21 protein-coding genes are annotated in these 23,132 nt (G+C 70.7%); 15 read left to right on the forward strand and 6 right to left on the reverse strand.

Features of this window, described 5'->3' with window-relative positions; all coding sequences use genetic code 11:
• Position 1 precedes the first annotated feature (1 nt).
• Positions 2-601: a TetR/AcrR family transcriptional regulator gene (locus ACIBHY_RS21655; RefSeq protein ID WP_397251598.1), complete on the reverse strand. Its 600-nt coding sequence runs from the start codon at positions 599-601 to the stop codon at positions 2-4.
• Positions 602-688: 87 nt separating this feature from the next.
• On the opposite strand from ACIBHY_RS21655, the gene ACIBHY_RS21660 reads away from it, so the two are divergent.
• Positions 689-1,096, forward strand: a complete 408-nt coding sequence (locus tag ACIBHY_RS21660) for a nitroreductase family deazaflavin-dependent oxidoreductase (protein ID WP_397251596.1) — start codon at positions 689-691, stop codon at positions 1,094-1,096.
• A gap of 343 nt (positions 1,097-1,439) precedes the next feature.
• On the opposite strand, the gene ACIBHY_RS21665 is transcribed toward ACIBHY_RS21660, so the two are convergent.
• The 3 genes from ACIBHY_RS21665 to ACIBHY_RS21675 form a co-directional block, all read right to left on the reverse strand.
• Positions 1,440-1,688, reverse strand: coding sequence for an exodeoxyribonuclease VII small subunit (locus ACIBHY_RS21665; RefSeq protein WP_397251594.1), 249 nt, complete (start codon positions 1,686-1,688; stop codon positions 1,440-1,442).
• A 78-nt stretch (positions 1,689-1,766) separates the two neighbouring features.
• The gene (xseA, locus tag ACIBHY_RS21670; protein ID WP_397251592.1) at positions 1,767-3,092 is read right to left on the reverse strand and encodes an exodeoxyribonuclease VII large subunit; all 1,326 of its coding nucleotides are present in this window, start codon (positions 3,090-3,092) and stop codon (positions 1,767-1,769) included.
• 26 nt (positions 3,093-3,118) lie between these two features.
• Positions 3,119-4,207 carry a hypothetical protein gene (locus ACIBHY_RS21675; RefSeq protein WP_397307554.1) on the reverse strand — a complete coding sequence of 363 codons (1,089 nt, stop codon included), beginning with the start codon at positions 4,205-4,207 and terminating at the stop codon, positions 3,119-3,121.
• A 113-nt stretch (positions 4,208-4,320) separates the two neighbouring features.
• Here ACIBHY_RS21675 and ACIBHY_RS21680 point away from each other — a divergent pair, with 113 nt between their 5' ends.
• A complete protein-coding gene (locus tag ACIBHY_RS21680; RefSeq protein WP_397251588.1) occupies positions 4,321-5,286 on the forward strand; it encodes a 4-hydroxy-3-methylbut-2-enyl diphosphate reductase in 966 nt (321 codons plus the stop codon).
• Between the two features lie 102 nt (positions 5,287-5,388).
• Here the strand turns inward: ACIBHY_RS21680 and ACIBHY_RS21685 are convergent, their stop codons facing one another.
• Both ACIBHY_RS21685 and rmuC read right to left on the reverse strand, forming a co-directional pair.
• The gene (locus ACIBHY_RS21685; RefSeq protein WP_397251586.1) at positions 5,389-5,880 is read right to left on the reverse strand and encodes a DUF6542 domain-containing protein; all 492 of its coding nucleotides are present in this window, start codon (positions 5,878-5,880) and stop codon (positions 5,389-5,391) included.
• Positions 5,881-5,921: 41 nt separating this feature from the next.
• Positions 5,922-7,187, reverse strand: coding sequence for a DNA recombination protein RmuC (gene rmuC, locus ACIBHY_RS21690; protein WP_397251585.1), 1,266 nt, complete (start codon positions 7,185-7,187; stop codon positions 5,922-5,924).
• A gap of 87 nt (positions 7,188-7,274) precedes the next feature.
• Between rmuC and ACIBHY_RS21695 the strand changes: the two genes are divergently transcribed.
• The 13 genes from ACIBHY_RS21695 (at position 7,275) to ACIBHY_RS21755 (ending at position 23,075) form a co-directional block, all read left to right on the forward strand.
• Complete coding sequence (locus ACIBHY_RS21695; RefSeq protein ID WP_397307555.1) at positions 7,275-8,027, forward strand: hypothetical protein; 753 nt, start codon at positions 7,275-7,277, stop codon at positions 8,025-8,027.
• 11 nt (positions 8,028-8,038) lie between these two features.
• A complete protein-coding gene (ychF, locus tag ACIBHY_RS21700) occupies positions 8,039-9,115 on the forward strand; it encodes a redox-regulated ATPase YchF (protein WP_397251583.1) in 1,077 nt (358 codons plus the stop codon).
• Positions 9,116-9,188: 73 nt separating this feature from the next.
• Complete coding sequence (locus ACIBHY_RS21705; protein ID WP_397099146.1) at positions 9,189-9,533, forward strand: hypothetical protein; 345 nt, start codon at positions 9,189-9,191, stop codon at positions 9,531-9,533.
• A gap of 547 nt (positions 9,534-10,080) precedes the next feature.
• Positions 10,081-10,905: a conjugal transfer protein gene (locus tag ACIBHY_RS21710; RefSeq protein ID WP_397251582.1), complete on the forward strand. Its 825-nt coding sequence runs from the start codon at positions 10,081-10,083 to the stop codon at positions 10,903-10,905.
• A 47-nt stretch (positions 10,906-10,952) separates the two neighbouring features.
• Positions 10,953-11,246 carry a hypothetical protein gene (locus ACIBHY_RS21715; protein ID WP_184967764.1) on the forward strand — a complete coding sequence of 98 codons (294 nt, stop codon included), beginning with the start codon at positions 10,953-10,955 and terminating at the stop codon, positions 11,244-11,246.
• Between the two features lie 59 nt (positions 11,247-11,305).
• Positions 11,306-13,672, forward strand: coding sequence for a TcpE family conjugal transfer membrane protein (locus ACIBHY_RS21720; RefSeq protein ID WP_397307556.1), 2,367 nt, complete (start codon positions 11,306-11,308; stop codon positions 13,670-13,672).
• Between the two features lie 47 nt (positions 13,673-13,719).
• A complete protein-coding gene (locus tag ACIBHY_RS21725) occupies positions 13,720-16,197 on the forward strand; it encodes an ATP-binding protein (RefSeq protein WP_397307557.1) in 2,478 nt (825 codons plus the stop codon).
• Positions 16,194-18,410 carry a type IV secretion system protein gene (locus tag ACIBHY_RS21730; RefSeq protein ID WP_397307558.1) on the forward strand — a complete coding sequence of 739 codons (2,217 nt, stop codon included), beginning with the start codon at positions 16,194-16,196 and terminating at the stop codon, positions 18,408-18,410. The genes ACIBHY_RS21725 and ACIBHY_RS21730 overlap by 4 nt, the downstream gene beginning before the upstream one ends.
• Position 18,411: 1 nt before the next feature.
• Positions 18,412-19,038, forward strand: coding sequence for a hypothetical protein (locus ACIBHY_RS21735; protein WP_397251574.1), 627 nt, complete (start codon positions 18,412-18,414; stop codon positions 19,036-19,038).
• Positions 19,035-20,132, forward strand: a complete 1,098-nt coding sequence (locus ACIBHY_RS21740) for an NlpC/P60 family protein (protein WP_397251572.1) — start codon at positions 19,035-19,037, stop codon at positions 20,130-20,132. The genes ACIBHY_RS21735 and ACIBHY_RS21740 overlap by 4 nt, the downstream gene beginning before the upstream one ends.
• Entirely contained in the window at positions 20,129-20,518 is a 390-nt protein-coding gene (locus ACIBHY_RS21745; protein ID WP_397251570.1) for a (deoxy)nucleoside triphosphate pyrophosphohydrolase, read from the forward strand. Before ACIBHY_RS21740 ends, ACIBHY_RS21745 begins: the two co-directional genes overlap by 4 nt.
• A gap of 59 nt (positions 20,519-20,577) precedes the next feature.
• A complete protein-coding gene (locus tag ACIBHY_RS21750) occupies positions 20,578-21,849 on the forward strand; it encodes a hypothetical protein (RefSeq protein WP_397307559.1) in 1,272 nt (423 codons plus the stop codon).
• Between the two features lie 113 nt (positions 21,850-21,962).
• Positions 21,963-23,075 (forward strand): hypothetical protein, encoded by a 1,113-nt coding sequence (locus ACIBHY_RS21755; RefSeq protein WP_397307560.1) that lies wholly within the window; start codon positions 21,963-21,965, stop codon positions 23,073-23,075.
• Positions 23,076-23,132 lie beyond the last annotated feature (57 nt).

A 23,132-nucleotide genomic window follows, 5' to 3' on the forward strand; every position in this document is an offset into this window, starting at 1 on the left:
GCTACCGCGCGATCACCTCGACCAGCGCGTCGAGCCCGTCCTTGATCTGCTCGATCGTGAACCCGCGCTCGGTCCGCTGGAAGTTGAGCAGGCCCGCGTTGACGGGCGCGAGCAGGACGTCGGCCAGGAAACGCTGGTCGGCGCCCGGCCGGATCCGGGCGAGCAGGGCGGTCAGGTGGGCGTGGTAGACGTGGTACGGGCCGGTGAAGCGGGCCTTCGGCGAACTCTTCTCCAGGAGGAGGAAGAGCTCTTCCTGCCCGAAGAGGTGGTCGACGAGCGCGCGCAGGAACGCGGAGATCCGCTCAGCGGGCGTGCCGCCCGGCCCCAGCGGTGAAGGACCGCTCAGGAACGCCGCCTGGAAGTGCCGCTCCCTTTCGTCGATGAGCGCGTAGAGCAGGCCGGCGCGGTCGCCGAAGCGGCGGTAGACGGTCCCGACTCCCACGCAGGCCTCGCGCGCCACCTCGTCGAGCGAGAGCTGCTCGGCGCCGCGTTCGGCGATCATGCGGGCGGCGCAGTCGACGATCTTCTGCCTGTTGCGTGCGGCATCGGCGCGTTCGGGAGGAGGTTGCCCGAGAACGGGAAGTTGCTGGCGTTCGCGCACAGCTTGAGCATAGCCACTTGGAAACGGAGACCTCTCCGGTTACTCTGATGCGGAGAGTTCTCCGTTTACATGTTTTTGGGAGTGGCAATGCCGAACGACTTCAACCAGCAGGTGATCGAGGAGTTCCGGGCCAACGCCGGCAAGGTCGGCGGATACTTCGAAGGCCACGACCTCGTCCTTCTCACCACCAAGGGCGCCAAGTCCGGCAACGAGACGACCTCGCCGGTGATGTACCTGCCGGATGGCGACCGCTACGTGATCATCGCCTCGAACGGCGGCGCCGACAACCATCCGGCCTGGTACCACAACCTGCTCGCCCACCCGGAACTGACCGCCGAGATCGGCACCGAGACGTTCTCCGCGAAGGCCAAGCAGATCGACGGCACCGAGCGTGACGAGCTGTACGCCCGCATGGTCGCCATCGCCCCGGGCTTCGCCGAGTACGAGGCCAAGACCACCCGCCGCATCCCCGTCCTGTCCCTGCACCGCACCTGACCTCGCCATCGAGCCGCGCGTGGGCGTTCTAACCCCGCCCATCCTTCACGGCCCAGCCAAGTGAGCCCCGCCGCCGCCCGTGGCCGGGCCCCGTCCAGGGGAACGGTCGTCCAGCGTGCGTGGCGGGTCACCGTAACGACCGCCCCGCCGGCCACCCGCGTGGTCCACGGGCCCGACCACGCGGCAGGGCCGCCAAGCCCGCCCACGCGCAGAGCCAGACCCGAACCAAGCGCAAGCCGACAACCCCGAACCACACGGCAAGCCGCAGGCCCGAACCACACGGCGGGCTCACCGGCCGGAAACCAGGCGCATCCCGCGAGCTCCGCAGGGAGCGGCGTCGGGGCTAGAACGGGGCGTCTTCGGCGGGTTCGGTGCGGCGGGCCATCGCGGCGGCGAGTTTGACGCGGGCCCCCTGAAGCCACTCCTCGCACACCGCGGCCAGCTTCTCCCCCCGCTCCCACAGCTCGATCGACTGCTCCAAGGTCAGCCCGCCCGTCTCCAGGCGGCGCACCACCTCGGTCAGCTCCTCCCGAGCCTGCTCGTACGACGGTGTCCTGTCGGAGGAGGCCCCGGGTGCGTTCTCGTCTGCCACGCGACCCACCCTAGAGTCAGAGACCGACAATCGCGCCCTGGCCCGCCGATGACCGGGCCCGGCCCTGACCTGGTTCGCCTAGGGCTCGTCGAGGGCGGGCTGCTCGGGCGCGGCCTTCTTGCGCGGCTTCCTGGCAGGCTTCGCCGCCGCGCCACCCCCAGAACCGGTACCGCCGTCGCTCGCGCCGCCTCCGCTGCTCGCGCCGCCCTCGGCCCGTACGGCCAGCCGGTCGTCGCTCAGACGGATCGTCAGCACGTCGCCCGGCGCCACATCCTTGGCCAGCCGTACCACGTCCCCGTCGGGACGCTGCACGATCGCGTACCCCCGTTCCAACGTCGCCGCCGGAGACAGGGCCACGAGCTGGGCCCGCAGGTGCGACAGCGAGTCGGCGGCCCGGTCCAGCGAACCCGTCAGGCTGCGCCGCGTGCGATCCCGCAAGGCGTCGACCTGCTCGGCCCTGCGTTCGAGCTCGCGTACCGGATCCGCCAGCGACGGGCGCGAACGCACCGACGTCAGCCACGACATCTCGCGGTCGAGCCAGCCGCCCACCACCCGGCGCCCCCGGTCACGCAGTTGCCGCACCAGCGTCAGCTGCTCGCCGACGTCCGGTACGACCTTCTTGGCCGCGTCCGTCGGCGTGGAGGCGCGCACGTCGGCCACAAGGTCGAGCAGCGGACTGTCCTGCTCGTGGCCGATCGCGCTCACCACCGGGGTACGGCAGGCCGCCACCGCCCTGACCAGGCTCTCGTCCGAGAACGGCAGCAGGTCCTCCAGCGAACCTCCGCCCCGCGCGACCACGATCACGTCGACCTCGCGGTCGGCGTCGAGCTTGCCGAGCGCCTCGGTGACCTCGCCCACGGCGTAAGGCCCCTGGACGGCCACCTCCTCGACCTTGAACCGCACCGCCGGCCAGCGGCGCCGCGAGTTCTCCAGCACGTCGCGCTCGGCCGCCGAGTCACGGCCGCAGATCAGCCCGATCGTGCCCGGCAGGAACGGCAGCCTGCGCTTGCGGTCGGCGTTGAACAACCCTTCGGCGGCCAGCAACTGCCGCAACCGCTCCAGCCTGGCCAGCAGCTCGCCCACACCGACCGGCCGGATCTCCAGGGCGGTGAACGCGAACGATCCCCTGTTGACCCAGAAGTCCGGCTTGACGTGCACGACGACCCTGGCGCCGTCGGTCGGCCTCGGCACGGTCGCCTCGTAGACGCCGCGCGGCGCGGTGACCCGCGCGCTGACATTGGCCACCGGGTCGCGCAGGGTCAGGAAGACCGTGCCGCCGCGGGCGCTCAGGTCGGTGATCTGGCCCTCGACCCAGACCGTGCCGAGCTTGCCGATCCAGCCGCCGACCATCTGCAGGACCGTACGGATCGGCAAGGGCGACTCGGGAGAGGTCTTCGAGCTCATGGCGGCAGACTACGGTGCCCGGCCGACTATTCTCCGGCTTCGAGCTTGGCCAGGCGGTTTTCGTACATCTTCACGACCTCCGGCCGCCCCTGCGTGGCCCGCTCATAGGCGAGCAGCTCACCGATCTGCGCCGCGCTCTTCCCACGCATCCGCGCGCGGAGCGAAGCAACGGTCAGCTCCCCATACCCCACCAAAGGCTCCCCAGGTACGGCTCCCGCCGCCTCGACAGCCTCCCCGGCAACCGGCTCGGCAACGGCCTTCTTGGCCGCAGGCTTAGCGGCAGCGGCCCTCGAAGCGGCGGGCTTGGAAGCAGCGGCCTCAGAGGCGGCGGGCTTGGAAGCAGCGGCCTTGGAAGCGGCGGGCTTCGCGGCGGCGGTCCTGGCAGGCGCCTTCCGCGCGGGCTTCTTGACCGGCGCCTCGGCTTCGTCGGAAGCGGCAGCCTCCGGGGTCACGGTCTTCGGCTTGGCGCTCGCGCGCCTGGTGGTCGCGCGTTTGGCCACAGGCTCGGCCGACTCGACGACAACCGCCTCGGTGACAGCCTCCTTGGCGGTGGGCTCCTTGCTGGAGGGCTCCTCGCCGACAGGCTCCTTGGTGACTGCCCCGGCGGTGACGGCCTCGGTGGTGACGGCCTCCTTGGCGGCGGGCTTCTCGGCAGCCGGTTCCTCCACGACAACCGGCTTGGCCTCGACAGCCTCAGGGGCGGAAACAGCCTCGGCCGGCGGGGACGCGGGCGGAGCCGGCTCGGTGGCCGAGGGGGTGGGGTCCGGCTTGGTGGCCGGGGTGAAGATGACCGGGTCGGCCTTGGCCTTCGGGGCGGTGCCGTTCGGCTCGGCGGTGCCCGTGGCGCTCGGACGGGGCGCGAAGATGACCGGCTCCCTGCGCGCGGGCTTGTCCTCCGCGCTCTCGGCCAGTTGTTCGGCGGCGGGACGCTTGGTCTCCTCCACCTCTTCCCGTGAGGCCAGCCCCTTGATCGAGTTCTTGACCCGGTCCACGAGCAGCAACGCCTGCCCGGCGGCGCTCAAGGTGGACTGGATGACGACGAGTGGCAGCTCCTTGGCCTTTTCCTTGTTGGTGATGGTCTTGGCGATGTTCCGTATCACGTCGCTGAGAGACATGACGACTCCCTGGTTTACGCGGGGCGGGGGCCCGTATTGGACGGCTAGTCTGGCAAACGCGTAACGGGCACGCACGCGCCGGCCGGTTCGCCGCTCCACGTAGCATAGGGAGCATGGAGCCGAAGACCCCCACCAGCCGACGCGTCCTCGTGGCCAAGCCCCGCGGCTACTGCGCCGGAGTCGATCGAGCCGTGGTCGCGGTCGAGAAGGCTTTGGAGCAGTACGGCGCCCCCATCTACGTGCGCAAGCAGATCGTCCACAACACCCACGTGGTCAAGACGCTGGAGGCCAGAGGCGCCATCTTCGTCGAGGAGACCGAGGAGGTCCCCGAGGGCGAGATCGTGGTCTTCTCCGCCCACGGCGTGAGCCCGGCGGTCCACGAGGAGGCCCGCGACCGGCGGTTGCGCACGATCGACGCCACCTGCCCGCTCGTGACGAAGGTCCACAACGAGGCCAAGCGCTTCGCCGGCCAGGACTACGACATCCTGCTCATCGGCCACGAAGGCCACGAAGAGGTGGAAGGCACCGCGGGCGAGGCCCCGGAGCACATCCAGCTCGTCGACGGCCTCGACTCGGTCGAGCGCATCCAGGTCAAGGACCCGAGCCGGCTGGTCTGGCTCTCGCAGACGACCCTGTCGGTGGACGAGACCGTCGAGACGGTCAACCGCCTGAAGGAGCGCTTCCCGACGCTGCTCGACCCGCCCAGCGACGACATCTGCTACGCCACCCAGAATCGCCAGGTCGCGGTGAAGGAGATCGCCGCGGAGTCGCAGCTCGTCATCGTGGTCGGCTCGGAGAACTCCTCCAACTCCAAGCGCCTGGTCGAGGTGGCCAAGGACTACGGCGCCGACGCCTCGTACCTGGTCGACTACGCCGCCGACATCCGTGACGAGTGGCTGGAGGGCGTCGACACGGTCGGCGTGACCAGCGGCGCCTCGGTTCCCGAGGAACTGGTCGAGGAGGTGCTGGTCCGTCTGGCCAAGCACGGCTTCGACGACGTGCGCGAGGTCCAGCCGGTGGACGAGCGCGTGCGCTTCGCCCTGCCCCACGAACTGCGCAAGGACCTGCGCGCCTCCTGAGCCCGAGCGAGCCCGTCCGGGCCCGCTCGGGCCCGGAACGAGAACGAGCCCGAGCGGGCCCGCCGTGGAGACCAAGACCGCCGAGCGGCAAGGAGCGGGTGGTCAGGGCTCTTCGCGGCGGGCGGAGCCGTACACGCGAGGCTCGAAGTAGCCCTCGGGCTCGGGCGCGAAGGCCTGCTCCCTGCGCGGGCGCGGCACGTCCGTCACGGACCGCAGCTCCTCGCGCAGGTCGCGCACGTTGTCGCGCAGGCCGCGCCGCCAGGCGACGGCCAGCACGATCGCCGACCCCGCGAACAGCCACGGCGCGCCCGCCGACATCGACGTGTAGAGGCCGAGCGCGAGCGAGCCGAGCACCGACGCGGAGCTGAAGGCCCGCAGCAGCTCGACGATGAACGTGGCGCAGAAGAACACCAGCGGTGGCGTCACCACCAGCGACAACAGTTCGCGCCGGTTGACCAGCATCGCCCCGAACAGGTTCCCCGCGACGAAGACCAGCCCCATCAGGAACCCCAGCCCGAACACCGATGCCAGGACATATCCCGCCACGGTGGCCACGAAGGCGAGCGCGACCGCGCCCCGGGCGGTCAGCTTCACAGCCGAACGCCTGCCTTTCCCACTCACCGGTCCCGCCCCCCTTACTGCGACCCGTTGGCCAACTTACCGTTCGCCTGCGAAATCAGAGACGAGGTTTCCAGTAGTTCGGGGGAGGCGAGGGGCCTGGGCAGCCCCTCGAGCATCTCGGGCGCGTCGAGGTCGCCGTCGACGACGCCGAGATCGTGAAGCTTGCGCGCCGTGACCAGAACACGGCTTTCGAGCGAACCGACCGTCTTGTTGTACGCCTCCACGGACCGCGTCAGAGCCTTGCCCAGCGCGTCCACGTTACGCCCCAGCGACGACAGCCGCTCGTACAGTTCCTTGCCCAGCTCGAACACCGCCCGCGCGTTCTCGCTCAGCGCCGCCTGCTGCCAGGCGTAGTGCGCGGTGCGCAGCATCGTGATCAGCGTGGTCGGGGTGGCGATGTGCACCCGCCTGACCATCGCGTACTCCAGCAGCCCCGGGTCACGCTCCAACGCCGGAGCCAGGAACGCCTCGCCCGGGATGAACAGCACCACGAACTCGGGCGACGGGTTGAACCCCTGCCAGTACGCCTTCGTGGCCAGCTGGTCGACGTGCTGGCGTACGTGCTTGGCGTGGGCGTCGAGGCGTACCGAGGCCAGGGACTCGTCCCCGGCCTCCGCGGCCTCCAGGTAGGCCGCGAGGGAGACCTTGGAGTCGACCACGATGTTCTTGCCGCCGGCCAGCCGTACGACCATGTCGGGGCGCTGGGCGCCCTCGGTGACCTGCTCGTCGAAGTCGCAGTGGCGCTGCATGCCGGCGATCTCGGCCACGCGGCGCAGCTGCAGCTCGCCCCAGCGTCCGCGCGCCTCCGGCCGTTGCAGGGCGCGCACGAGCGTCGTCGTCTGGGAACGGAGTTGTTCGTTGCTCTGCCGTACGAACTCCATCTGCTGGGACAGTTCGGCGCGGGCGGCGCGCGCGCCCGACTCGCTGTCGCGCAGTTGCGTCTCGACCCGGGCCAGCAGGTCCTTCAGCGGGTCCACCAGGTGCTCGACGGCCTGTTTGCGCTGCTCCAGCTCGCCGCTGGCCTCGGCGCGGGTGGCGGCGAAGCGGGTCTCGGCGAGTTCGAGGAAGCGGATGTTGTTGACGTCGAGCGCGCGGGTCGACAGCGCCTGGAACCGCTCCGCGAGCTGCCCCTCGACGTAGGCGAGCTTGTCCGCGGACGCCTTCGCCCTCGCGTCGGCCTCGGCCACTCGTACCGCCATCCTGGTGCGCGCCAGCAGGAACCCGATGGCGACCCCGACGGCCAGTCCGATGAGAAGCGAGACGACATCCACTCCACGCATGGTCGCATGACATCGGTCAGTGGATCTTCCCGACACGCTTGCGCATTCCGCTTGTGCGGTACATCTCGCGTCACTCAGAGTACCCATATGGCTACCGGATCGCGGATGATCGTCTCGCTCGCCGCCACCGTCGCGGTGGCCGCCGTCGTGGTCGCCGTGGCGAGCACGGTCATCGCGGGCCGGTCCGAGCCCCCGCCGCTCCCGCTCGCCCAGCCGCCCCGCCAGACGCTGATGTGGTCGCCCGGCGCCTGCGTGAGCCGCGACGGCGCCCGCTTCGCGCTGACGCCGTGCGTCAGGGGTGAGGCCGAGGTTCTCGCGCTCGCCGCCGACCCGCCCGGCCGCGGCCAGTGTCCCGACGACACCGACGAGGTGGTGCGGGTCGGGCAGGGCCGTACCGCCTGCGTGCGCGCGTTCCTGGAGCCCCACCCCGGCCGCGCGGGCGCGGGCGGCGGCGTGCTGCGCGCGGGCGACTGCGTGGCTCTGGACGGCCGCGAGCGCCCTTGCGCGAGCTCCAGCTGGTACGGCAGAGCCGTCGCGATAGCCGGCGAAGCGGACGCCTGCCCAGCGGCCACCCTCGACGCCCTGGCGCTCAGGGACGGCGTCGTCTGCCTCGGCAGGGGCGGGGACGTCCTGGCCAAGGGGATGTGCGTGGCCAGGCCGGGCAAGGGCGTGGTCATGCGGTCGGCCATCGCGGGCGTGCCGTGCTCGTCGCCGCGCGCCTGGGCCCGCGTCACCTCGTTCGAGACCTCGGCCCGGGGCTGCCCCCAAGGCTCGGACCGCTATCTGCGCGCTCGCGGCGCCTTTCGTCCGGTGACCTGCTTGCACCTTGTGAGCAAGTAAACTCACCCGACGTGAGCCTCTCAATCGGCATCGTCGGGTTGCCCAACGTCGGCAAGTCCACGCTCTTCAACGCGCTGACCAAGACCGGCAACGCGCTGGCGGCCAACTACCCGTTCGCCACCATCGAGCCCAACGTGGGCATCGTGGGCGTGCCCGACGACCGGCTGCCCAAGCTGGCCGAGATCTTCGGCTCGGCCAGGATCCTCCCGGCGAAGGTCGAGTTCGTCGACATCGCGGGCCTGGTGCGGGGCGCCTCCGAGGGGCAGGGCAGGGGCAACCAGTTCCTCGCCAACATCCGCGACACCGACGCGATCTGCCAGGTCATCCGGGTCTTCGCCGACCCCGACGTGACCCACGTCGACGGCGAGATCTCTCCCAAGCGCGACATCGAGACGATCAACACCGAGCTCATCTACGCCGACCTGCAGACCGTGGAGAAGGCGATCCCGCGCCTGCAGAAGGAGTCGCGTACCAACAAGGACAAGAAGAGCGCGCTGGAGGCGGCGGAGGCCGCGGCCAAGGTGCTGGAGACCGGCAAGACCGTCTTCGAGAGCGGGCTGGACCTGGAGGGGCTGCGCGAGCTGCACCTGCTGACGGCCAAGCCGTTCCTCTACGTGTTCAACCTCGACGCCGACGAGCTCGTCGACCCCGCACTGCGCGAGCAGCTGTCCGCGCTGGTGGCTCCGGCCGAGGCGGTCTTCCTCGACGCCAAGATCGAGTCCGAGCTGGTCGAGCTGGACGACGAGGAGGCCCTGGAGCTGCTCCAGTCGGTCGGCCAGGAGGAGTCCGGACTGTCGCAGCTCGCCCGGGTGGGCTTCGAGACGCTGGGTCTGCAGACGTACCTGACGGCCGGGCCCAAGGAGACGCGGGCCTGGACGATCAAGAAGGGCGCCACCGCCCCCGAGGCGGCCGGGGTGATCCACACCGACTTCCAGCGCGGCTTCATCAAGGCCGAGATCGTCTCCTTCGGTGACCTGGTCGATGCGGGTTCGATCGCCAATGCCCGGTCGGCGGGGAAGGCCCGGATCGAAGGTAAGGACTACGTCATGCGCGATGGTGATGTCGTCGAGTTTCGCTTCAACGTTTGACCATCTACGTCAACCCCTCCCGGCCCTCATGCGTCGAATCGTCACGGCGTTCACGCTGACTCGGGAGGGCCTGATGATCCGTCGCATACTTCGCAAACGACGCCCCACACCGTCGCTGACCGGCATCAGCACGGAGGAGGAGCTCGCCTTGCTCAGGGTTGAGCTCATGTACGGCCTGCGGGTGAACCGCGAGGCCTATCTGCGCAGGAAGGTCGATGAGCGGGCCGAGGCGGCCGCCCGCTTGCACGGCGCGGACGCCGCGGACATCCTTGCCGGGCTGCGCGACTCGCTGGAGCGCGCGCTGCCCCGGCACAGAGCCATCGACCGGGGCTCCCGGCGCAACGTCATCGACCTTCGCGGCCGCAACGTCGTCGAGTTGCACGGGCGTCGCCAGGCGGAGGATCCTGAGCCCGCCTGACCAGCGCGAAGATCGTCAGACCGCACCTCACGGGGGTGCGGTTTGTCGCGTCTTATACCAAATGCGCAGATCGGGACAGTCCCCGCGCCATTTGGACAGCAATCTCTGGCCGTTGGGTAATGGGCGGCGCGCATCAGGCCTGGTCGAATGCCAATTCCACAGGAAAGGGACAGAAGGCGGCACTCCGTCCTGTCATACGGACTCGGTTTGCCCCCGAGCGGCGATGCCTGCAGCATGGGCGTGGCTTTCCTGGAACAATTGGCGGGACCGGATAAGGTGACACCTTCACCACGGATGATGGGGATCGGCAACGGACGACACCGCGCCAGCCGGGGGGACGGGCGCGAGCGGAGGCGTGATGGCTCGTAGGTCAACCGTCCAGCACGGTCCTCGGACCTCTGGCGACCCTGACCTTTCCGCGCGCCCTGAAACGGCTGACTTCGGCGCGCCGGCCACCAGGCCGCGGCGTGGCCGCTGGTCGGGCGGTGGCGGACGCTGGCTGGTCTGGGCCGGCCGCGCCATTCTCTGGGCGCTTATTGTGGTTATCGTGGTGAATGGGGTTCGTGCCCTATTCGAGCGGGCCACCCAGTCGAATACCCCGGCCGCGAATGAGACCTCGCAGGTCGCGCAGGGATTCCCCAGCGACCAGGCCTCCGCCTTCGCCGCGCAGTTCGCCGGCGTTTACCTGAATTTCACCGCGGCCGAGGCGTCGAGCAGGGCGGGCAAGCTCGCGGCCTTCCTGCCCGACGGCGCCGATCCGCAGTTCGGCTGGGACAGCTATGGCCGCCTCGGCGCGGTCGGCATCCAGCCGTACACCATCGAGGTCACCGACGCGAAGAACGCGGTGGTCTCGGTGGTCTTCCAGACGGGCAACCGCAGATTGCTGCTGTCCGTGCCGGTCTACTACTCGGGCGACGACGGCGGGCGGAAGTTCGTCGTCTCCGGCAGGCCCGCCCTGCTGCCCGCTCCCGGCGCGGCCGACCTGCCTCAGGTGGCCGGGCCCGAGGGCGACGAGGCGGCGCAGACGGAGCTCAAGCCTCAGCTCGAAGCCTTCTTCAAGGCCTACGCGCAGGGCGACACCCAGTCGCTCAAGCGCTACTTCGTCGCGGGGGAGACCCTGCCCGACCTGGGCGGGGCGCTGACCTTCGGCGAGCTCAAGAGTGTCGTGGTGCCTGTGGGGGGTGCCACCAGAGAGATCAAGGCCGAGGTGGTGTGGGTCGTGCCGACCGGTGCGACGCCGTCGGCCGAACCGACCGCCGACCCCAACGCGGTCGGCGGCCGTCTCGAGCAGGCCTATCGCCTCACTGTCGTGAAGCAGGGCGACAAGTGGTACGTCCAGGACATCCGTGGCGCCGGTCGGGCCGTTGGATAGACGCACACACTCGCGTTGCTGATCGGCACCCCCCGGGAGGACAAGAAGTGATCTTGAAGACCGTAGTGCTCAACCTGATCGACCTGGCGTCGGCGCTCACGCCCTCGCCCGCACCGACGGGACCCGACACCTCGGGCCTCGCCAACTTCCTGCGCGGCTTCTTCGCCCCGCTCTTCCTCGTCGTCGTCTCCGTGGTCGCGCTCTTCTTCCTCTTCACCCGCGAGATCACGAGATTCGTGCAATTCCTGATCTTGGCTGTGGGGATCGGCGTGATCTTCTACGTTCCCAACATCATCGAAGTCACGGCCAAGGCGATCGCTGGGGCTCTGGGTATCAAGTAAGGGTTGAACCCGGGCCCTGGCGGTCATTGAACGAGCGAGCGGGTGGAGAGGAGGACCGCGTGGACCTGCCCACGTATACCAATATCTGGCGAATTGAGAAGCGGCTCTACAAGCTGTACGACCTACGGCTGCCGACGCCGCTCCCCATCGTCTGGATCGGGATCTTCGCCGGTGTCCTGGCCCCGTGGTCGTTCCTGCTCTACATCGTCGGCCTGCCGTTCGAGACTCCGTGGCACGTGGTCTACCTCGTGCCTCCCGGCATCGTCACCTGGCTGTCCACCCGCCCCGTCATCGAGAACAAGCGCCTGACCGAGGTCATGCAGTCGCAGCTGCGCTACATGGGCGAGCCGCGCGCCTGGACCCGCATGGCTCCGGCCGCCGAGCCGGAGGCGGTGACGTTCTCCGGCCGGGTGTGGCGGGTGCTGCCCGTCCGGGCGAAGGCGCCCAAGAAGGCCCGCCACGCGATGCGCAAGCCCGCCACGGCGCCCGCGCCCTCCGTCCGTTCCGTCCGCCCCGCGGTGGCAGCGGCGGCGGCCGCGGCCACGTCCGCGCCGGTCGCCACCCCGCCCACTCGCTGGGGCGCCGCGGCACCGGGCCGCCGAGGCGCCGCCCCGGCCCTGGCCACCGCCGCCGCCCAGCTCTCTCCTGCCGAGCCGGCCGCCGACCCGCCCGTGCGGGTCGCCGACCCGGCTCCCTTCGAGCAGACCCACCCCGAACCCGCCCACCTGGAGCCGGTACGCCCGGAGCCCGCCCATCTGGAGCCGGTACGCCTGGAGTCGGCACGTCCTGAGCCGGTACGCCTGGAGGCGGTCCGTCCGCAGGCGGCGGACGCCGAGACGGCGCGGGAGGACATCAGAGCGGCCGGCCTGCCTGGCCACGATGTTGCCGGGACCACACCCATGGTTGCCGTCCCCGAGGTTTCCGGGGGTGGGCGCGTACCGGAGAAGGGCGTCGCGGCGGGGAAGCCGATCGATGCCGAGGCGTTGCGCAGGCTGCGGCGGCTTGCCGCCACCGCGGACCCGGGCGCCGCACAGAGCGAGGGCTCGGCTGTTCAAGGGCCGGTGCTGCCCGAGGCGCCGGGTGAGCAGGAGGCCGGGGCGCAGGTTCCGGACGAGGCGCGCTCGCAGCACCGCAAGGGACAGCCGCCCAGGCCGGGTGCTCCGCTGCCGTTGCCGGGGGGCCAGCCCGCCTGGCCGTCCGCCAAGGAGCCCAAGGAGCCCGTCACGAACCCTCTCACCAAGTCCGTAGCCAAGCCGGTCGCCAAGCCGGTCGCCCTGCCGGTCACCGACCCGGGCGCCAAGCCGGTCACGAATCCCGTACCCAAGCCGAAGCCGGGTGTGGGTCTTCCGGCCGCCGGTCACCCCGTGGGGGCCGAGCAGGTGGGTGGGCCTGGGGGGAAGCGGGCTGAGGCGGTGCGGCCGAGTGAGGGGCAGGACGAGCGGGTGCCGGGGCCCAGGACGGGTGACGGGCGGGTACGGCGGGTCGAGTCCGTCGTCGGGCGCGACTCCGGCGGCTGGCGGCGCATCGCGCAGGTCGTGGTCGGCGGCGGCGGGCCCAGGACCGACGGGTCGGAGATCGACGAGGCGCGCGCCCGCGCCGTGTTCGGCGGGAGCCGCCGGATCGTGGTGCTCGGGTGTACGGGCGGCGCAGGGCAGAGCACGACCGCGCTGATGCTCGGCCACACCCTGGCCAAGATCCGCGACGACCGGGTGGTGGCCGTCGACGCCAACACCGGCGCCAACACCCTGACCAGCCGCATCAAGCCGGAGTCCCCCGAGACGCTGGCCAGCCTGCTGTCCGGGCTTGACCGGGTCAGCGGGTATCTGACGATGCGTGGTTACACCAGCCGTACCTCTTCGGGGCTGGAGGTGATCGGGGCCGACACCGACGCGGGGGCCGAGCAGCGGATGTCGGACCGGACGCTGTTCTCCGACCACCGGCTCGCCCAGGCGGTCCACCTGCTCGACCGCCACTACAAGCTGGCCGTGATCGATCCGGCCGCGGCGCTGGCCGCCCGCGTCCTGTCGTACGCCGACCAGCTGGTCCTGGTCGTCCCCGCGAGCGAGGAGGCGTCGGAGGCGGTGGCGATGACGTTCGAGTGGCTCGACGGCCACGGCTGTGCCGATCTGCGCAGGCGCGCGGTGATCGTGGTCAACGGTGTGAGCAGGCGCTCGATGGCCGACGTCGAGCAGGCGGAGGCGGTGGCCCGTGGCAGGTGCCGGGCGATCGTCAGGGTCCCCTGGGAGGACGAGCTGGCGCCCGACGGCGTCGACGCCGTCGATCCGGGGCAGTTGCGCGCGGCCGGGCGGCGGGCCTATCTGGCCCTCGCCGGGGTCGTGGTGGCGGGCTTCGCGGCACAGACGGTCCGCGCGAGCGAAGAGGAGTTGGCGAGTGACCCCCCGGGCACGAGAATCGGTGAGCGTTAAGTGAACATGCGTGCAGGTCAGGCCCGTTCATGCGCCGAGGGGGCGGCATGAGCAGGGCGTCGCGAGCGCACCAGCGTCTTGCGGTCCGCTACTTCGACGACCGCATCCTGCTCACTGACTCCTGCGCATGGGCCTATTTCCGGCTTCCGACGGTCAGCTATGAGTTCGTCACCCCGGAGGAGCGCGAGGCTCTGGCGACCAACATCACGATCGCGCTGGCGGCGATCAGGATGCCCGACGCGGAGGTGCACCTGCGCGTGGCGCACCGCACGTACCCCGCGGCCGAGTGGGCGATGGCCCTGAACGGCACCTCCGACGAGGGGGCGGGCTGGCGCGACTACCTGGAGGAGATGTACCGGCACGTCTGGGCGAAGGACTTCTGGTCGAAAGAGGTCTACATCGGGGTACGGCTGGGCTCCCGCGGCCGCCAGCTGGGGCAGGGAGTCCTGGCCCAGTTGTTCGGCTTCTACCAGCGCACCGAGAAGGTGCTCGGCCTCGACGACGACCACGTGCCGGACGGCGAGATCAGCAGATGGACCGAACAGGCGGAACGCCTGGGCAGAGCACTCGCATCCAGCGCACTCTACGCCCGGCACGCCACCTCGACCGAGGTGGCGTGGTTGTTCCAGCACGCCGCCTCCGGCTCGCTCGGCGACCCGCCGCCGTCGGCCAGCCCGCGCCGCCGCTGGGGCAGGGGCGAGATCGAGTCGCTGGTCGAGGGGGAGATCCGCAACGGCAGGTCGCTGCTGCGCATGATGCAGCCGCAGGGTGACTCTTATGTGGCCTACCTGTCGTTCGCCCGCTTCCCCGACCTGATGCCGTTCCCGGACGGCGAGCCGTGGATGCACTTCTCCGACCAGTTGCCGTTCCCGGTCGAGATCTCCAGCAGGATGCGGCTGATCCCGCCGGTCAGGGCCTCGAAGGACGTGGCGCGCAAGCTCGCGCACGCCCGCGACATGGACATCCACATCCGCGAGGCGGGCGCCGAGGCGCCGATCGCGCTGGCTGAGCAGATCGACGCCGCCCGCATGCTGGAGCACGGGATCACCAAGGAGCGCCTGCCCTTCGTGTACGGCTGGCACCGCCTGATCATCAGCGCTCCGACCGAGGAGATCTGCGTGCAACGGGTCGAGGCGGTCGTCGAGCACTACCGCGACATGGGCATCGACGTGGTCAACTCCACCGGCGACCAGTTCTCGCTGTTCTGCGAGACGCTGCCGGGGGAGAAGGTGCGGGTCAACGCCTACGCGCAGCGCCAGCCGCTGCGGACGATCGCGGGCGGCATGGCCACGGCCACGGTCGACCTGGGCGACCGGATGGAGGATCCGGTTGCCGGCTGGCTCGGGCCGTACATCGGGGAGACGGTGGGAAGGGCGCGCAGCATCGTGCACTTCGACCCGCTCGTGGCGGCGATGCGCAACCGGCCCACGGCCATCGCGATCACCGGCGAGCCCGGCGGCGGCAAGACGACGCTGGCGCTGCTGATGATCTACCAGATGGCGTTGCGGGGCGTCACGGTGGCGGTGATCGACCCCAAGGGCGACGCCGACTCGCTGGTGCAACTGCTGCAGAAGCGCGGGCGCAAGGCCCGGATGATCCCGCTGGGCTCGGCGGCGCCCGGCCTGCTCGACCCGTTCTCCTTCGGCGACGACATCGCGGCCAAGAAGACGATGGCGACCGAGACGCTGCGACTGCTGCTGCCGCGCATGTCCGAGGAGCGGGAGTCGGCGATGATCCAGGCGGTCGCCGCGGTCTCGAACGCGCCGGACCCGTCGCTGGGCAAGGTCGTGGACTACCTGGAGCAGTCCGACGACGCCGCATCCAAGAACCTGGGAGCGGTGCTCCGTTCGATGTCGGAGATGCACTTGGCCCGGCTCTGCTTCGACCCGTCCGGCGGCGAGCAGATCGACACCGAGGGCTGGACGACGGTGTTCACGCTGGGCGGGCTGACACTGCCCGACGTGGCCACCGGCCGCGACGACTACTCCTACGAGCAGCGGCTGTCGGTGGCGCTGCTCTACCTGGTCTCCCAGTTCGCCCGCAGGCTCATGAACAGCCTTGACCGGCGGGCGCCCAAGGCGATCTTCCTGGACGAGGCGTGGGCCATCACCTCCACGCCCGAGGGGGCCAAGCTGGTGCCCGAGGTCAGCCGTATGGGCCGCTCCCGCAACACGGCGCTGGTCCTGGTCTCGCAGAACGCCGGCGACCTGCTGAACGAGCAGGTGACCAACTGCCTCTCGTCGGTCTTCGCCTTCCGATCGACAGAACGGGTGGAGGTCGACCACGTCATGGCGCTGCTCGGTGTGGACCCCTCGGAGGAGCACAAGGCCGTGCTGCGTTCGCTGGGCAACGGCGAATGCGTATTCCGCGATCTGGATGGCAGGGCGGGACGCATTGCAGTAGACCTGATCTCCGAAGAGCTACTGCGCTGGCTCGACACGAATCCTACGCATGACAAACCCGGCGACAGCGGGAATGATCTTCAAGGGGGAGTGGGCAGCAGGGCGCAGGAGGTGCGGTCATGAAGGTCCGGCTAGCCAGGCGGCTGGCGGTTGCATTGGCGCTGCTCGCGGGCATCATCGTGCTGCCCGCGATCGCCGGCGCCGCGTCACCGGCGGCCGCTGCTCCGTGTGACCTGTCCGGCACGCTCGCTCCGGAGCTGGTCGGCGGCGGCGTGGACGGGCTGCTCATGCCCCCCGCGCCCACCGGTACGGCGCCCGCCGCGCCGACGACCAACTACCAGCAGTTCGGCACCAGCGGCCAGTTCTGGCACACCTACGACATCGGCTGCGACTTCGGCTCCTTCATCGGCAACTCCTGGGCCAACCAGGTGTTCCTGTGGGCCAAGGCGATCGACCGGCTGACGATCACCACGTACCAGGCGGCCGCCACCGAGGGGCCACTGGAGGCGATCAAGGACGTCGTCGACGACATCGTCACGAACCTGTCCGAAGCGATGTACTGGCCTTACCTGCGGCCGATCGTCATCCTCGGCGCGATCTGGCTGGCCTGGTACGGGCTGATCCGCAAGCGGGCCACCACGACCACCGAGGGCATCATCTGGATGGTCCTCGCCGTCACCGTGGCCACCTGGTTCTTCAGCCGCCCGCAGGACTTCACCGGTCTCGGCAAGGTGGTCACCGACAAGACCGGCGAGGTGGTCAACTCCGCGTTCTCCGGCCTGCCCGGCTCCGGCGGCACCTCCTGCCTGCCCGGACCAGGCCAGACGAGCCCGCAGGTCAAGGCGGGCGGCTACGCCCACACGGGCACGCCCACCGTCGACCAGAACGCCGACGCCCTGTGGTCCACGCTGGTCTGCAAGCCGTGGCTGATGGGCATGTTCGGCACCGCCGACCCCAACCAGCCGATCGTGCGCGACTACGGCCGGGCCATGCTGGAGATCCAGACGATCGACGCCGCCGAGATGGCCAGCGGCAGCCGTGACAACGGCGCCCACCAGGCCAAGTACGCCGAGTACGCCGACAAGCTCAGGGGCGACCCGCGCTACTTCGTCTTCCAGGGCAAGGAGTGGACCAGCCGGGTCGGCGTCGCCATCGGCGCGCTCATCGCCGCTCTGGTCGCCGGTCTGCTGATCTTCCTGGTGGCGGTCTCGCTGCTGGTACTGAAGGTCAGCTTCCTGCTCCTGCTCATCCTCGGACCGGTTTTCCTGCTGATCGGCGTGCATCCGGGCAGCGGGCGCATCATCGCCATGCGCTGGGTGGAGATGCTGATCGGCACCTTGCTGCGGCAGGCCGTGCTGGCGCTGGTGCTCGGCGTCCTGGTCTACGGTTACGCGCTGATCATGTCCTCGGCGCTGCCCTGGGGCATGCAGATCCTGTTCATGGCGCTGCTGACGCTCGCGGTCTACTTCTACCGCAAGCCGTTCCAGCACCTGTTCGCCTCCATGAACGGGCACACGCTGACCACCCGCATGCTCGGCGACGCCACGACCGCCCCGGTGCTGAACCAGGCGGCCACCGTGCTGCCTCCCGTCGCGGCCAACAAGGTCAAGAACTGGGGCGTACGCAAGGCTGAGCCGGTGCTCCAAGCGGCGGCGGCCGGATCCGCGGGCGCGGCGGCCGGAGCGGCCGCGGCCCGCGCGGCCGCGGGCGGCGACGGCAACGGCAACGGCACGCCGTCCGGCAACCGGATGCCCGCGACCCCCGCACCGCTCAACACCGACCAGCCCGGCGGCAAGGGCGGAGCCCGTACGGCTCCCGCCGCCAGGACCGGCTCGGCGCCGCCGCTCAACCTGGGCGGCACGCCCACCCGCACCCCCCGCTCCGGCGGTGGCGGTGGCGTGAGCGGCGGCTCCGGAGGGTCGGCGTCCGGTGGTTCCGGCGGCGGCTGGTTCGGCGGCCGGTCCGGGGGCGGCTGGGCGCCGCGCGGTGGTTCGGGCTCACGTTCCGGTGGTTCGGGCTCGCGCTCGGGCGGTTCGCGCTCCTCTGGCGGCGGACTGTTCGGCGGCGGCTCGTCCGGCACCAGGCGTGGTTCGACCGAGCGCCGCTCTTCGGGCGGCGGCGGTTTCTTCGGCGGATCCGGTGGTTCGTCGGGCGGCGGCATGTTCGGCGGCGGACGGGGCTCGTCCGGCGGCCGGAACTCGGCCGAGGTGCCCAAGGCGCGCGGTTCGGAGCCGCCTCCGCTCTGGCTGCCGACCCGGCGGAGCGGTAGCGGCCGGGGTGGTGACGAGCCGTCGGTGCCGTTCTGGTTGAAGCCCAATAGTCCCGACAAGGATTGAGATGGCGCAGTCAGGTGACAAGCGCGGGGTGGTCTTCGTCGCGATCGTGGCGGTCGTGGCCGCGGTCGGCCTCTATGTGACGATGTGGCCGGGCGACGAGGACCCGGCGCCCGCGGCGGTCGCGACCGGTAGCGCGGCGCCGAGCGTCACCGTCTCCAGCAAGCCGCTGGCCACGGCCAGCGACGCGCCGTTCGACATCTACGACTACCTGCCGATGAGCAGGAAGCAACTGGCCGCCGCCGCGGACCTGGCCGAGCGGTTCACCGCCAGCTACGGCTCCTTCCGCTACGACGAGGACCCGGCCGCCTACGCCGATCGGGTCAAGGTGTTCACCACCGGCGAGCTGGCCGGGTTCCTCACCAAGGCGCTCACCTCGCCGGGCACCATCGAGCAGAACAAGACCGAGCAGACCGTCGCCACCGCCACGGCGAAGATGAAGGAGATCAGGCAGGTCGGCGCGACCTCGATCATCTTCGTCGTCACCAGCACGCAGAAGCTCAGCGGCAGGTCGGGCACCAGCGAGCGCGCCGAGGATCTCGCCGTCACGCTCACGCCCGTGGGCAACGACTGGCGGGTCTTCGACGTGCAGCCGGCCGGAGACGGCCAAGACGGGGACCCCGAAGGGTGAACGTCTCCTCACGCGCCCGCGTCGGCCTGGCCGTCGGCCTGGCGGGCCTGCTGCTTCTCGGCGTCATCATCGTGTCGCCGATGATGATGATGCCGGGCATGCCGTCCTTCATCGGCAATTCCACGACCACCGACTGCGAGGACGACGCCCAGGTCGAGGACGTCTCCGACTCGGGCTCCTCCGACATCCCGCCCGACCTGCTGGAGCTGTACAAGAAGCACGGCAAGAAGATCGGCGTCCAGTGGAACATCCTGGCCGCCGTGGGCAAGCGCGAGACCGACCACGGCCGCTCCAACCTGCAGGGCGTCAAGAGCGGCACCAACTACGCCGGCGCCGCCGGGCCGATGCAGTTCCTGATCAGCACGTGGGGCGGCAAGGCCAGGATCCCGATCCCGTCGAAGTTCAACGGCTACGCCTCCGACGGCGACGACGACGGCATCGCCGACGTCTACAACCCCGCCGACGCCATCCTGGGCGCCGCGCGGATGCTGAAGCGCAACGGGGCTCCGGAGAACGTACGGCGGGCGCTGTTCGTCTACAACCGGGCCTGGTGGTACGTGGACCAGGTCGAGGCCATCGCCAAGAAGTACGCCAAGTCCGGTGAGGTGAAGCTGCCCCCGCAGGCCGACCCCCAGTGCGACGAGCCCCTGGTGCAGGCGGCGCCGACCGACGTGGTGGCCAAGATCCTCTCCTACGCGCTGGACCAGCGGGGCAAGCCGTACCTCTGGGGCGGGACCGGACCCGACGCCTTCGACTGCTCGGGGATCATCTTTATGGCCTACCGCAGCGTCGGCCTGACGATCCCGCGCACCACGTTCGGCCAGTGGCCGTTCGGCATCAAGATTGAAAAGGGGAGCGAGCAGCCCGGCGACCTGGTCTTCTTCAACGCGGGCCCCGGAACCGGCCCCGACAACCCCGGTCACGTCGGCATGGTCGTCTCCAAGGGGAAGATGATCGAGGCGCGCTGCCGGCTGTGCGGGCCGATCAAGGTGACCAGCTACCAGACGCGTGACACGCTGATGGGCTTCACCCGGCCGCTGCAGAACCCCGCCGTCCTTGACCAGCTGAAGAAGCAGGAGAATGCGGCCCTATGAGCATCGTCGTGGTGGCCGCCGTCATCGTTTCCGACGGGCGGGTGCTCGCCGCCCAGCGCGCCGAACCGCCGGCGCTGGCCGGAGGATGGGAGTTCCCCGGCGGCAAGGTGGATCCGGGGGAGGGCGAGGAGGAGGCGCTCGTCCGCGAGTGCCGGGAGGAGCTCGGGGTCGAGATCTCCGTCGGACGCCGGGTGGGCGGCGACTGGCCGCTTTCGCCCGGGTACGTGATGCGGGTGTGGCTGGCCACGCTGGAGGCGGGGACGCCGGTGGCCAAGGAACACCTGGCGCTGCGCTGGCTGGGGCCGGAGGAGTACTTCTCCGTCGGCTGGCTGGGCGCCGACCTGCCGGTGATGGAAGCTGTGGCGGATCTGCTCGGACAGGGTTAGGCGACTCCGTTCTGTGACATAACCACTACTAGGTGTGTCCGCATTCGGGGGGAACCGTCATGTTCGAGCGCAGGCGATCCCGTGGGGTCGCGGTGGCGGTGGGAACCGGTGCCCTGATCCTCGGGACTCTGACGGCCGCGTCGGCGGCCGTGGCCGGCGAGGTGGCTCTGGTCTTCGACCGGGTGGGCGACCCCGACGACATCGGCGCGTGGGTGCGGACCGGGGACGTGCTGCGTTTCCGGGTACGGCTGGCCGGCGACGCCCAGGACGCCCGCCTCGCCGTGGCCGCCAGTCCGGGCGAAGCCCTGTCCACGGTCACCTGCGCGCCCCAGAACCCCGCAGCCGGTGATCCAGCGGTGATCGCCGCACCGCCCGCCGAGCTGTCCCCACAAGCGCCTGGGGTGCCCGTTGTGTCTTCACCGGAGTCCGGAGCGCCTCTCGTGCCGTCGGGGAGCGCTCCGGCGGTCGGCAACCCGGTGGACGACGGCTCGGCTGACGGCCGGGCGGCGGGGGCGTTGGGTGTGCCTCAGGTGGACGGGACGCTGACGCCCGGCACCGTGCCGACGCCCGCTGTGGGCGTGGCGGCGCGTGGAGCCGAGGTGTGCAGGCTGGGGAAGGTGTCGGGAGAGCGGGCCGTGGACGTGCGTCTGACGGTGCCCCAGGGGGTGAACGAGGTCGTCCTGGCAGCGGTGGCCCAGGTGTGGGGGAGCGGCGGCGTGTCCACGCTCAGCGGGACCGCCCGCACCCCGGTGGGGACCGGGCCGATGCCGCGGCCCGCCGCCGCGCGGCCCCCGGAGACCGTGGTGATCCCGCTGCCCACCCCGTTGGCCAAGCCCGCCCAGGTTCGGCGACCGGACAAGGGGGACGAGGCCGGGCCGCGCAGCGAGAGCTCGTACACCGGACCACGCGGCGCCCTCACCAACGTCGGCCCCCGCAACGCCACCCACAACGCGAGCCCGCGCGGTGTCAGCCCCAACGTCGCCCCGCGCAGCGTCAGCTCCAACGTCAGCCCCAACGTCGCCCCACGTAACGTCAGCCCCTACGTCGGACCGCGCCCCGCCTCCTCCCGGCCGGAGGGGCTGTGGAACGACCCCAACCTCAGGCTGCCCAAGGTCGCCCCCGCGTCCGCCGCCACGACGGAGGCCGCCGGTGTGCCGCTGCCCCGGCAGATCGCGGTGGCCGCCAGGACGTTCGAGACGACCGAGCCCATGAACCTGCTCACCGGTCACCGCGGCCTGTCCGTGGCGGCGGGCGGGATCGCGGTTCTGCTGGTCGCGCTGTGGTTCGTCGCGCGCGGGCAGCGCCGCAGGGTCGCCGAAAATCAGGATTGAACCGTTCCAGCCCAGGTCACAGCGTGACAACATCGGAGAACAGGGCTTTACTGTTACTTTGACCTGACTAGTATTCCCTTGACCATGGTTCCGGGATGGCGCGGAGGGCACCGGTGGCACGCACACGAGCGACGGCCGTGTCCGCGTTGATCCTCGCTGTCGGGCTCACGGGGGCGGCGGTCTCGCCGTTCGTCATCCAGGCGGCCAGCGCGTCCGCGTACGCCTTAGAGCCTCCGCCCGTCGAGGGCTGTGACGCGGGCGAGGTGTGCGACCCCGAGGTCACCATCACGCAGACCGTGACCGAATCGCCGGAGCCTGAGCAGCCGGAGACGACGATCACCAAGACCGTCACCAAGTCTCCGACCCCCAAGCCCACGAAGACGCCCAAGAGCACCCCCACGCCCAAGGCGTCCAGTCCGGCGAGCCAGCCGCAGCCGATCGTGCCCAGTTCGCCGAACGTCCCGGTCCCGACGCCCTCCGCGGAGCAGCCGGCGACCGAGGCCCCGGTGCAGCTGCCCACGGTGGCCGGTTCGCAGCCGCCCACGACGACGTCGCCGACCCCGCCGGTCTCGGAGGAGCCTACCGAGGAGTCGCAGCAGCTGGAGTTGCGGAACGCGGCGCCCGAGTTCGACCAGCGGACGCTGACGCAGAAGCTGAGCATCCCGGCGCTGGTTCTGGTGCTGCTGACCCTGTTCGCGGTGCTGATCTTCGAGGGCAGGCTCCGCCGCATGGCCCACGCCGCCGCGGTCCGCAAGGCTGGCCCCGCCCCCGACCCCCACGGCTACCCCGCCGGCCCGGCCTACACCGCCTATCCGGGCGCGCACCCGAGTGGCCCGCACCCTCCGCAGGGCGGCTACCACCCCGGATATCCGGGCGGCACGGCGTATGCGCCGATCATCAGCTTCGTGCCGGTACAGACGTATCCGGCCAACCAGCCCGCCTACCAGGACCCGGGCCACTACACCCAGCCTTACCCGCAGCAGCCCCCGGCACCCGAGCCACCCGCCGAGCCCGTCGTGCTGCACCCGGACGAGTTCGACTCCTACAGCCACGAGCCGGAGGACGACAAGGTGCGGGGCGCGTTCGAGCCCCTGGTCCCGCCGGAGGCCCCACCCGCCGACATCCCGTCCGGCGGCTCCGGCCCGTACGACGCCACCCGCGAGATGCCCCTCTCCCCCGGCTCCGCCGCCGAGCCCGGCGACGAGGACCTCTTCCGCCGGGATTAGATCGCTGCTGGACGCCTTCCTCCCTTGGCCGGGCCCAAGGCTCGGTTCGGGGAGACC

The sequence above is a fragment of the Nonomuraea sp. NPDC050547 genome (assembly GCF_044457345.1).
Classification (GTDB): Bacteria; Actinomycetota; Actinomycetes; order Streptosporangiales; family Streptosporangiaceae; genus Nonomuraea.